The sequence below is a fragment of the Flavobacterium sp. MEB061 genome (assembly GCF_000834715.1).
Lineage (GTDB): Bacteria > Bacteroidota > Bacteroidia > Flavobacteriales > Flavobacteriaceae > Flavobacterium > Flavobacterium pectinovorum.
Genome location: NZ_JXQR01000015.1, coordinates 468,764 through 480,553, shown reverse-complemented (window position 1 = coordinate 480,553; position 11,790 = coordinate 468,764). Strand labels below are relative to the sequence as shown.

General features: G+C 31.5%; 12 protein-coding genes. 3 read left to right on the top strand and 9 right to left on the bottom strand.

Annotation, left to right across the window (positions count from 1 at the left end):
- The first annotated feature begins 330 nt into the window (after positions 1-330).
- The gene (locus tag RT99_RS09385) at positions 331-594 is read left to right on the top strand and encodes a SemiSWEET family sugar transporter (protein WP_042564455.1); all 264 of its coding nucleotides are present in this window, start codon (positions 331-333) and stop codon (positions 592-594) included.
- Between the two features lie 35 nt (positions 595-629).
- On the opposite strand, the gene RT99_RS09380 is transcribed toward RT99_RS09385, so the two are convergent.
- From RT99_RS09380 to RT99_RS09360, 5 genes are all read right to left on the bottom strand, one after another.
- Positions 630-962, bottom strand: coding sequence for a hypothetical protein (locus RT99_RS09380; RefSeq protein WP_042564454.1), 333 nt, complete (start codon positions 960-962; stop codon positions 630-632).
- Between the two features lie 218 nt (positions 963-1,180).
- Positions 1,181-1,747 carry a hypothetical protein gene (locus RT99_RS09375; protein WP_042564453.1) on the bottom strand — a complete coding sequence of 189 codons (567 nt, stop codon included), beginning with the start codon at positions 1,745-1,747 and terminating at the stop codon, positions 1,181-1,183.
- Between the two features lie 2 nt (positions 1,748-1,749).
- The gene (gene tssD / locus RT99_RS09370) at positions 1,750-3,009 is read right to left on the bottom strand and encodes a type VI secretion system tube protein TssD (protein WP_256365463.1); all 1,260 of its coding nucleotides are present in this window, start codon (positions 3,007-3,009) and stop codon (positions 1,750-1,752) included.
- A gap of 221 nt (positions 3,010-3,230) precedes the next feature.
- Positions 3,231-4,070: a hypothetical protein gene (locus RT99_RS09365; RefSeq protein ID WP_042564451.1), complete on the bottom strand. Its 840-nt coding sequence runs from the start codon at positions 4,068-4,070 to the stop codon at positions 3,231-3,233.
- A 398-nt stretch (positions 4,071-4,468) separates the two neighbouring features.
- Positions 4,469-4,810 carry a hypothetical protein gene (locus RT99_RS09360; protein WP_042564450.1) on the bottom strand — a complete coding sequence of 114 codons (342 nt, stop codon included), beginning with the start codon at positions 4,808-4,810 and terminating at the stop codon, positions 4,469-4,471.
- Between the two features lie 234 nt (positions 4,811-5,044).
- On the opposite strand from RT99_RS09360, the gene RT99_RS09355 reads away from it, so the two are divergent.
- On the top strand, positions 5,045-8,248 hold the full coding sequence (locus RT99_RS09355; RefSeq protein ID WP_042564449.1) for a PAS domain-containing protein: 3,204 nt from the start codon (positions 5,045-5,047) through the stop codon (positions 8,246-8,248).
- 62 nt (positions 8,249-8,310) lie between these two features.
- On the opposite strand, the gene RT99_RS09350 is transcribed toward RT99_RS09355, so the two are convergent.
- Positions 8,311-8,742 carry a response regulator gene (locus RT99_RS09350; protein ID WP_042564448.1) on the bottom strand — a complete coding sequence of 144 codons (432 nt, stop codon included), beginning with the start codon at positions 8,740-8,742 and terminating at the stop codon, positions 8,311-8,313.
- A gap of 243 nt (positions 8,743-8,985) precedes the next feature.
- Between RT99_RS09350 and RT99_RS09345 the strand changes: the two genes are divergently transcribed.
- A complete protein-coding gene (locus tag RT99_RS09345) occupies positions 8,986-9,489 on the top strand; it encodes a pyridoxamine 5'-phosphate oxidase family protein (RefSeq protein WP_042564447.1) in 504 nt (167 codons plus the stop codon).
- 98 nt (positions 9,490-9,587) lie between these two features.
- Here the strand turns inward: RT99_RS09345 and RT99_RS09340 are convergent, their stop codons facing one another.
- The 3 genes from RT99_RS09340 to RT99_RS09330 form a co-directional block, all read right to left on the bottom strand.
- Positions 9,588-10,313 carry a DUF72 domain-containing protein gene (locus RT99_RS09340; protein ID WP_042564446.1) on the bottom strand — a complete coding sequence of 242 codons (726 nt, stop codon included), beginning with the start codon at positions 10,311-10,313 and terminating at the stop codon, positions 9,588-9,590.
- Positions 10,310-11,041, bottom strand: coding sequence for a DNA-formamidopyrimidine glycosylase family protein (locus RT99_RS09335; protein WP_042564445.1), 732 nt, complete (start codon positions 11,039-11,041; stop codon positions 10,310-10,312). The genes RT99_RS09340 and RT99_RS09335 overlap by 4 nt, the downstream gene beginning before the upstream one ends.
- Before the next feature lie 85 nt (positions 11,042-11,126).
- Complete coding sequence (locus RT99_RS09330; RefSeq protein WP_042564444.1) at positions 11,127-11,717, bottom strand: ferritin-like domain-containing protein; 591 nt, start codon at positions 11,715-11,717, stop codon at positions 11,127-11,129.
- Between the last annotated feature and the right edge of the window lie 73 nt (positions 11,718-11,790).

Sequence of the window (11,790 nt, the reverse complement as noted above, 5' to 3'; positions counted from 1 at the left end):
TATTCTTTTAAAAACATTCGCTCAAACTTTCAAATTTATAAAAAAAAAGAAGTTTCCTCTTTTATCGTAATTAAAATAAGTTTCATAATTCCCATGTTGAGTTTCAGAATTTCCATTTTAGTGTGATATATAAGATATTAGATTTATCCTATAAATTCTCAAATCGACTTTTGACGTAGCTATTTTCATTCAAATAAGATAAAATCAGAATTTATTGAGATATTCTTTTATGTATTGAAGTTAAGCTTATCAGAAAAGAAGAATTAAATTTAATCTGGAATTTTAATAGAGAATTTATCCTGAGAAATTAGTTTTAAATATTTAAGGCTTATGAATTTAACCGATATTATTGGACTCTTCGCCGGAATCTGTGTAACAATATCCGTTGTGCCACAAATCGTGAAAGTTTGGAAAACGAAAAAAGTAAAACAAATTTCTCTTTTAACTTTCAGTGTTTTAACTTTCGGAATTGCCGTGTGGGTTGTTTATGGTATTCTTAAAAATGATATGCCAATTATCATTACCAACAGTGTTTCACTATTCCTCAACTTAATAATGGTTTATTTTATTATTTATTATGAAAAGGAAAGTTAACGAATAAAAAACAGCTTATAAAAACTGTTTCGCGTTTATCTCATTTTGTTATAAAAATCACTTTCGCGTTTGTATAAATAAATGGCAGGATTCTTTAGATTCTCATTATGAGTTTCTTCTTTAGTATTTGATTTTCGATATAGCTTTTTTGTAGCATAACCTTGTTTTTTCAATATTATGTTCGCAGAATTTGAATTTATTTTCAAGCTAAAAAATCCTAAACTGTCTGTTCGGGTTATATTATTGTTAATGATAATTTCAACATTTTTAAGCGGTTTATCTGTGTCATAATCATGAACATTACCTTCAAAGGTGTAGTTTTTGCAACTGCAAAAAAGTAATATTAGTAAAATGAATTTTATTTTCAATTTATTGTTTTTTTGGTTGAGAGTTTTTGAATTGATTTGTAGGCGGTTTTATTTAGATAGCTGCCATTCTTTTTGTTCACGAGCAGGGCGCTTGTATTAAGTGATCATTATTTGATATAACTTATCTTAAATTAATTTTAGAATAAGAATCCAAAATAGTGTCAGTAGAAGTACTATCAGTAATTATTGTTTTTATTTTGGAAACATTTTTACCTTGATTAAAAATTCTCAGGTTTGTAATCAGAAATAAAAAATGAGATTAATTTACTATCGTAAAATGTAAAACTAATATATCCTGTCCTTTTTTTGTTTACTATAAAAGCCGATATAAAAGCGGCTCTCTCAAGTGGAGTCACTGGTAATCCTGATGCATTTTTATATGAGTTTTTAAAAACTTTCTTAAATTGAGATAATGTCAGGTTTTTAGATAATATGATTTTCTTATTTTTATAATAAATAATTCCAGTTTTTTTAGATAATTCAAAATCAAAATAATCCACAAAAGCCTTATTTTTAGTCATTAATAATGAAACTTCATCATTAGAAAATGAATTGATAAGCTTTGAATTATAATGTAAAGGAATCTTTTCCGTAGTTTTCATTCTTTTTAAATTATTATTCAATTTCCCGTAGATTGTCTCTAAATCTTTGAAATTTTTATATTCAAAATATAATTCCCGATTATCAATTTTAATATTTTTAAACAATATTGTATCATACTTTTTATTTTGAGAAAATAAATTGCTTACAATTAATACAAACCATATTATATAATATTTTTTCATAATTATTTTAGTTCTTTGTAAAAAATGCTTCCGGCATGCGTTGCTAATATCTCAAAACAAGGTGTGTATTTAAGTTTGTCTTGTTTGTTTACAACTTCGTATTCCTCTTTATAAATTATTAGGTCTTTTAAATTGTCAAGTTTATTTTGATAATCTTTTTGCAATGATTCACTTATTTTTGGATTGCTAATTTTATTTTCTAATGCTTTTTTTACATTACTATAAAAAGTTTGAGACAAATTTTTAGGATCGGTTATTCCTTTTCTTTTGCCATGTACTCTTTGCCTAAAATGATTTTCTTGTTTCCATTTAGCATCAAATCTTCCTGTCAATACGTCAACACCATCCCATGAATCTGCGCCATTGCTATAATCTTTACCATCAGTAAGTGCATTAATAACTGCTGCTAACGCTGTCTGCATTACAGTACCATTCCTTTTTTCATTCTCTCTTTTTCTAAATGATATAGCCCCAGCACTATCTTTTCCATATGCTACATTTTTTGGATGCTTAAAATTTACATATGCGATAGCAAATAATTCCAATTTAACATCTAAATTGTACTCTAATGAACATTCTCCATATGCTATTGATGCTAAATTTATAAATTTCTCATGAGTAATTTTCACATCGTTTTCTTTCAACAATTTAGTATTATTATAAGTTACCAAATCATTTCCATTTTTATTTTTTTGGGTTGATTTCCCATCACAAACATAAACATCCTCTACACTTCCTTCAAAATCAGGCTCGTTTATTTTACCTTCAAAAGTACCATCTTTATTATAAAAATGTCCGTTTATGTATATGATACGATCTTCGGTTTCTTCTTTGGGTTGATAATAAGTGGGCTGAGTTGGTAAGGATGATACCTGCCAATGTTTTACAAAATCTTGTGAATAACCATAATTTTGAATCGCAGGTGAAATTGTCAAAATAATTTGCATATTTTCTGTTCCCCAGGAATGAAATATTTCTGAGAATTCTACCAAATAAGCATCATTAAATTTATATTTTCTTATTGCACTATCTTCGTTTCCTTTGCTATAAAAATGTATTTCTCCTTTTTCCATTCTCTCTGTTTCCTTATCGACTTTTTTGACCATATTATGCCAAAAAACCTCATCGCTTTCTTGTGAAACAAAACTTAACCGAAGCAATCCTCCTTCAAGATTACTGCTAGGGGAACCGTCTCTTGCTACATATCTGTAATAATTTGTGTCTACCCATCGTAAGTCTCGTTCCATGCCTAAAAGAAACAATTTTGCTGATGTCAAAGTACTTCAATCTTAAATGTTATTTTTTTATAAAAATAGTAAAATTCTTATAATTAAAAATAGTATTTAAAATAAAACACGTTTTTTCGTACAATTTAACATTAATCTTTTAGAATCAATTCTATAATTAAAAGAATGAAATATAGATAAACAAAAAAAACAGCTTATACAAAAGCTGTTTTTTGATCTTACAAGTTAAAGGTATATTAGGCTGTTTTAGCTAGCGAATTTTGGTGATAATGTTTGTTTAATGTATGATATCTCTCTTTTATTAATCTTGGGAAATAACTTTTGCGTCCAAGACCAATTGAGAATAAAACTTCAGAAAAATTCATGTTCGAAATTCTTTTTAGTTCATCTAATTGTTTTGTCGCCAAATTCATAAACGGAGCAATCATTGTGGCATAGTTATAACTATGTTGGGCTATCTCCAGATCCAGAATCGTGCTCATAATACTTCTTTGAAGCAAACTTCTAACCGCTCCTTTTTGCGGAATCGTATTAAGTTCTTTTAGCTTTTGGGTAATTTTCGGATTTTGCTGTCCGATATAAATATAATTTCCGGATTCGCTTGTAAACACTTTTTTCAAATGAGAAATCAATTCAAAACTCTCTTCTTTTAAAGTAACCGCTAAAGGCATCACGATCAATGAAAACTGAATGCGTTTGAAACTTTCAAAATACAAAACGCTATTGATTGTAGATGTGTTGTTTAAAATACCGGTTTGTTGTTTTTTAAGGCTTTTTTTCTCGCCATTGGCACCAAAACTATGTGTTAGGCTTCCTTCTTCACAATAAGCAAAAAATATTGGCGCTCCCTGAAAAGATTCTATGCTCAAACTTACTTCGTTATGAAACGTAAGGTCAAAATGCATATATGATATTTCTTTTTCAAAATGAGTTCCTGTAATTTTTCCTTTTGCCCACTTTGATTTTATAGCTAAATTGTAGTCATTATTATTAGTGGTTAATTCACCTCCGAAACTATCGGCAAGATCATTAAAAATTGTATTGAATTCTCCTGTATTTAAGTAAAGTTTTTTCATTTTGGTTTGGCTTAATAAATTGGTTAGTACTTCTTTATGTACAATCTTATTATTACTTATTTATTAGGTTTGTCATTCCTGTTTTATAATATTCAAATTTCGTACATATCTACAGCCAATTTATTATACAATTTCAGGCAGATTTTTCATAATTAATATCTTACGTTTAAAAACTGTTGGGATTAATCAATGTACCGCAGAGGATGCAAAGGTTTTCTCAAAGTGACTAAGAGGTGTGTTTATACAATATAAGATCGCAAAGCTTTGCGGTCTTTGCGTAAACCTTTGGACACTTTGCGGTTAAATCATCCTACTACAATTAATCTCATAAAAAAAACAGCTATTCTGGAATTAAATCCGGAATAACTGCTTTCCTGCAAAATAAAATAGTCCAACGTCTAAGTCAGTTCGTTTATATCTGAGTTTTGAGCGTAATTCTCTTCAGGAATGTCTTTAAAGAATTCTGCTTCTTCCAGATCAGCCATTGGTCCATAACCAATTAAATGAGTTCCTTTTATCTTATCTTTCGTTTCTATAACATATAAAATTGACATATCATCAGGATCGCTCATTCCTTCATAACGGTGATGGGCTACAATAGTTATATCTTCAGGTTTATAAACCTGTTTTGTTTCTGAATCTATTAAAGAATTGTTATCGAACAAAAAATTGCTTGTATATCCTTCTTCTTCATATTTCTTTATATAGTCTGTTTCGTGTTTTGACATTTCCTTTTTCATGACCTGATATTTTTAGTTAAATGTTAGCAATCTGTTTATTCAAATTTCTTCATTAAAAAAAGATTTGCTTAACTCAAAAGATTTAAATTTTATCTCAATTAAAAAATTTAAATTTTAATTACTACTTGCCTAATTCACTTAAAAAATTGTGCAGTTTTCTTGATAAATTAGTATATTTATTGAACATTATTAACAGACCTTGGTTACTTAAAGTAAAAAAGAAAATACACTTTCATGATAGATATGAATCAGGATTTCCTTTCGAAAGGAGGCGAAATGGGAGCATTAACCCGTGCTAAAGATTGGAGTAAAACTGCTGCAGGTTCAGTCGAAACATGGCCGCAAAGTTTACGCACAACATTAGGACTTTTACTAAATTCAAAATTTCCAATGTTTTTATTTTGGGGACCGGATCATATTTGTTTTTATAATGATGCTTACCGACCAAGTTTGGGTAATGATGGCAAGCATCCTTCTATTTTAGGTCAAAAAGGCGTAGATTCCTGGCCTGAAATCTGGGATTTTATAAAACCCCTGATAGATCAGGTTATTTTAGAAGGTGAAGCTACCTGGCACGAAGACCAATTATTGCCTATATATCGTAACGGGAAAATAGAAGATGTTTACTGGACTTTTAGTTACAGCCCCGTAAATAACGAATCTGGAAAACCTGCAGGCGTTTTGGTTATTTGTAATGAGACAACCGAAAAAGTAAAATTAGTTAGGAAATTAGAAGAAAGTAATTCACGCTATCTCAATAACATTTTGCAGACACCAAGTGCAATGTGTGTTTTTAGAGGCCCTGATTATATCGTTGAAATTGCAAATACCCTTATGCTCGAATTATGGGGACGAAAAGAAAATGAAGTAGTTAACAAACCCATTTTTGAAGGACTTCCGGAGGCAAAAGGACAAGGTTTGGAAACCATTCTTGAAAATGTTTATAAAACCGGACAAAAATTTGAAGCACACGAACGTCTGGTCAGGCTTCCCCGTAAGGAAACAGTCGAAGATGTGTATATAAACTTTGTATATGAAGCTTTGAAAGAACCAGATGGAACAATTTCTGGTATTGTAGCTCTCGCCAATGATGTCACGTCGCAGGTAATTGCAAGAAATACAATCGAAGAAAGCGAGAGAAGATTTAGAAATACAGTGCAGCAGGTTCCGCTTGGCATTGCCATATTAAAAGGTCAGGATTTGATTGTAGATATGGCCAATCCTACCTATTTACAAATTATTGATAAGCAGGAAAACGATATTCTCGGAAAACCTTTATTTGATTCTGTTCCCGAGGCCAAAGAAACTGCTCAGCCACTTCTTTTGAATGTTCTTGAAACTGGAAATCCTTATTTTACAGATGAATTTTCGGTAACATTAAACCGCTACGGAAAACAGGAATTATGTTATTTTAATTTGGTTTTTCATCCTTTAAAAGAAGAAAACGATATTATTTCGGGAGTTATTGTTGCCGCTTATGAAGTTACAGAAACTGTAAAAACACGTCATTTTATATCTGAAAGTGAAGCCGCTTTTAGAAAATTAGTTATGCAGTCGCCAATTGCAATGGCCATTTTTAGAGGAAAAAATCACACTATTGAAATGGCCAATAACACGATGATGAATGTTATTTGGCAAAAAACGGAAGAAGAAACTATTGGAAAACCAATTCTGGAAGTTTTTCCTGAACTCGCCGAACAAAAATATCCGGAACTGCTTGACGACGTTGTAAATAACGCAAAGATTATAAAAGAAAAAGAAGCTGTTGCTTATGTAGATATTAAAGGAAAACTGGAGAGATTTTACCTTGATTATCAATATACTCCTTTGTTTGAAAAAGATGGCAAGATATCCGGCGTAATGGTTACTGTTAATGATGTTACAGATAAAGTTGAAGCTCGAAAAAAAGTTGAAGATGCAGAAGAAAGAGCTCGTTTGGCAGCCGAAATTGCCGAAATCGTAACCTGGGACCTGAATATACCAACACAGGAATTAATTTATTCTGAGAATTTGCCTTCGCTTTTTGGTCTTGAAAAAGAAACAAAAGTAACAAGAGCCGAAATTCTGACTATGATATATCCTGATGACAGGCCAATCTTGGAAAAAGCATATGAGGTTGCGCTGACGACCAGCATTTATAAATATGAATCAAGAATTATCAAACCCGATAATTCGATTAGCTGGATAAAAGCACACGGGAAAATATTTTTTGATGAAGATGGCGAACCCGCAAAAATGATCGGTACTATTATAGATATTACCGATGAAAAAAATGCGCATCAGGTATTGATGAAAAGCGAAGAAAAATTCAGGCTTCTTGCCGATTCTATGCCACAGCATATCTGGACAAGTGATGCATTGGGCAATATAAATTATTTCAATCAGTCTGTTTATTCTTATTCGGGGCTTAAAAGTGAAGACATCGAGAAAAATGGCTGGCTGCAAATTGTTCATCCTGATGATCGCCAGGAAAACATCAAAGTTTGGGTAGATGCCATTACTACCGGAAAAGACTTTTTATTAGAACATCGCTTTCGTCGTTATGATGGTAAATACCGCTGGCAATTAAGCCGCGCAATTCCGCAAAAAGACACACAGGGAAATATACAAATGTGGGTTGGAACAAGCACAGATATTCAGGATCAGAAAAATTTTACCGAAAATCTCGAAAAACAAGTATACGAACGTACGGCCGAATTGGAGCAAAAAAACAAGGATTTGATTAATATGAATATTGAATTACAATCCTTTGCCTACATTTCCAGCCACGATTTGCAGGAGCCTTTACGAAAAATACAAACTTTTGCCAGTCGTCTTTCTGATTTGGATGAACAGAATATTTCGGCGAAAGCCAAAACATATTTAGGTCGTATAGAAGTTTCGGCAAAAAGAATGCAAACTTTAATTCAGGATCTCCTCACCTATTCCAGAACAAATTCCGCCGACAGGGTTTTTGTAAAAGTAAATCTGGATGAAATTGCCGAAGAAGTTATCAGTGATTTCTCTGAACGTATTGAAGAAACAAATGCAATTATTAATTTAAATCCTTTGGGAGAAGCGACAGTTATTCCTTTTCAGTTTAGACAGTTACTGCATAATTTGATCGGGAATGCTTTAAAGTTTTCTAAAAAAGGCCAGGATCCGTATGTTGAAATTAAGGCCAGGAGAATTAAAGGTTACGAAACAAAAATCCCCGTTGATTATCCTGATAAAATGTATTATCATCTTACAATATCTGACAACGGAATTGGCTTTGCAGATGAATATAAGGAACGAATTTTTGAGGTTTTCCAGAGATTAAATACCGAAAGTGAATTCTCCGGAACCGGAATTGGTCTAGCCATCGTTAAAAAAATCGTAGAAAACCATAAAGGAATAATTCGCGCACATAGCGAAAAAGGTAAAGGAGCAACTTTTGAAATTTACTTACCGGAATAAAATAAAAAAACACCAAAACTCAATTTGAATTTGGTGTTTTTTTTATCTGTTATACCATGTGTTTATGATTTATAAACAAAGTTTTTAGGTCCGGGAACGAAGTTTTTCCAATCAATTTCCAGAGCATGTTCTATAGATTTTACAATATCTTTCATTAAAACTGGCTTGGTAATAAAAAAATTAGCCCCAAGTGTACGGCATTTTTCTATAATACCAGGCTCATTTGAAGTAGAGAAAATAACAATTGGAATGTCTTTTTTATCTTCCGAATTTCTAAGTTCTGCCAAAACATCAAAACCATTTTTACCAGGCATATTTAAATCTAAAAAAACAACATGTGGAGTTGGCGGCGGATTATAAATTGCCGTTAGTAATTTCTCTCCGCCATTATAAGTTAAAAGATCAATTTTCTTAGGCAATGATTCAACAGCATCGGCGAAAATGCTCAAATCATCTTCATCATCATCGGTATAAAATACGGTCAAATCTGTCATATATGTGAAAGTGGTATAATTACGGACCAAAGATAATTCAAATAAATAAAATATAACAATTGATTTTAAATTCTCACAAAAAAGTAAATAATAGAAATCTCATAACTTATAATTTTAATTCTATAAGAACTAAAAATCTAAAAAACAGCAACTTTACAAATAATAATTTTTCAAAAATACCTTTTGTACGACAGTCAAATTAGTATTTAAAAAAACTTTACAAATAACTTAAAATATAGAGCCATGGGAGATCATAAAGACCTTACAAACGAATTTGCTGTAGATAAAATAAAAGATCTTGCAGAAAATATAAAAACCTGCATGCTGTGTACTTATAATCTTGAAAATAAATTACAATCGCGACCAATGTCTGTTCAAAAAATTGACGATTTGGGTCAGCTTTGGTTTTTATCTGACAGAAACAGCAGTCAAAATGCAGAGATTACACAAAATCCAACGGTTGAAATCTTTTTTTCTGAACCGCATGATAAATTTTTAACCTTACATGGAACTGCCAGCATTTTGTACAATCCTGAAATAATTCACGAATTATATGATCCTATTATAAAAGTATGGATGCCAGGCGGCGAGGATGATCCAAATTTGAGCGTTATTAAAGTAATTCCTGAAGATGGTTATTACTGGAACAATAAAAACGGAAAAATGGTTGCTATTGCAAAAATGACCGCCGCTTTTGTTACCGGAAAAACAATGGATGACGGAATTGAAGGAAGTTTGAAATTGTAATTTTCAAACACATAAATTTTAACCGCAAAGTTCGCAAGGATTTACGCAAAGCTTAAAAAACTTTACGAACCTTGCTTAAATCCTTGCGAATTTTGCGGTTAATTTTTTACAGTTAATTCCATATTTTTAAACTCCAAAGCATTCAAAATTCCTGCTTCGCTTGCTGTGTTGTTAAAATAAACGAAACCTGGTTTATCCTCAATTTTCTTTTTTATATTTTCTAATTCTTCTGAAGAATAACTCGAATAAAATAGTTTTTTATTTCCGTGAAAACGAACATAAGTAAGCGGAAATTCGGTTAAAATATCTTCTGGTAATCCTGGGTAATTTACGCTGCAAAAGGTTATTTTGTTTTGTTGAAAAGCATTCCAAACTTCCTGATTCCACCAGCTTTTATGCCGAAATTCAACTGCATTTTTAAAGCTTTTATCTAATGTTTTAATAATAGTATGAAGCCTTTCTTCGGTATAATCAAAACTTGGAGGAAACTGAAAAAGAATACAGCCTAGTTTTTCCTCTAAACCATCATCACATACATTATAAAATTCTTTGATTTGCTCTTTGCAATCTACCAGCTTTTTAATGTGCGTGAGTTCTTTGGGGGCTTTTACTGAGAAAAGAAAATTATCCGGCGCTTTTTTATACCAGTTTTCCATTATTCTGATGGTTGGAAATTTATAAAAAGTACCATTCATTTCATAGGTATTAAAATGCCGGCAATAAAAATTGAACCAATTTTTGGTTGGTAAATCTTCAGGATAAAAGATACCTTTCCAAAAACGGTTATTATAACTTGAACACCCTATGTGTATTTCTTTTTTCATGTGTATAATTGTTGACAGTTGGTACAGAAAAAACTACGGCGTTTTTTTATACCCGTATGTTTTTTTATAAAAGGAAGACCGCATCTCAAACAAGTTTTTTTAGTATGTGCCAGCCAATGTTTTTTCAATTCAAATTTCTTTTTCCAATCTAAAAATTCGAAACTGTAAATGGAGCATTCATCAATTATTTCGACTATTTTATCGTGTGGAATTTTCCCTGTTAAAGATTCCGGATGAACATGGCATCGGTATAAAACTTCATTTTTAATAATATTACCAACTCCTGAAAATATATTCTGATCCAGAACGGCATCACAAATCATTTGGTTGGGAATTTTCCCCAGACTTTGTTTTGCTTTTTCGGGACTCCATTTAATATTCATTACATCTTCTTCCCAATCATAATGCAAATTAATATCACCCTGTAAAATTTTAACCGAACAGGTATAAAAATTAAGTTCTCCGTTTGAGAAAATAAGGCTTAATCTGGGTGTGGTTTCTTTTCTTTCATTAATGCGATAAGTGCCAAACATTAGTAAATGAATCTTAACCGTAAAATCATCAAAACAAATTAAATAATGTTTTCCCCAGGTTTTAATAGCTTCTACAACTTTACCTTTTATTCGCTCTAAATCAATAGCGCTGTTTCCGGAGACAGAAATCACTTTTTGTCCTGCAAAATGCTCAGTTTCTTCTTTCAGAATTACGATAGACGGACCTTCGGGCATAATGAATAATATTTTTTGATTTAAATTTTAAAAAATGAAAAAAAAGTGCAGCTTTTATTACTGCACTTTTTAGATATTTTGAAAACTAAGCTTCATCTTCTTCCGCAGCCTCAACATTAATTGCATTTACAGCAACTTCTGTCAATAGTTTATCTGCGCCTTTTTCTTCGTCAAGAGTTAATTCTAATAAAGAAGCGGCTTCTGTAAGACCAAGTGTTTCTGCAAATTGTCTTAAAGTTCCATAAGTCGCAATTTCGTAATGTTCGATTTTCTGGCTGGCAGCAATAATTCCCGCATCACGAACAACGCCAACTTCAGTTTCTTCAAGGATACTCTTACCTTCTTCAATTAGCCCCTCCATTGCATCGCATTTTTTTGCAGTTGCTTTTTTACCAATACTTGCAAAAACCTGTTCCAATCTGGTTACATGTTCTTCAGTTTCTGTTAAATGGTTTGTTATCGCATCAATTAACTCTGCAGACGTTGCATTTTTTGCCATTAGCGGAAGCGCTTTTGTCAAAGCTTTTTCTGCCCAGTAAATGTCTTTTAATCCATCTTCAAACAGTTCTGTAAGTCCGGATGCAGCATTTGATTTTGGTTTTGTTACTCCTGCTTTAGTTGTTTGTTTTGGTGCAGCTTTTTTTGTCGTAGTTTGTTTCTTATTTTTAGTTTCCATGATAAATAATTTAATTGTTATTAATAATTGTAAAAGTACTTTTGATTAGTAGCAATCAGTTATAGTATTTCTT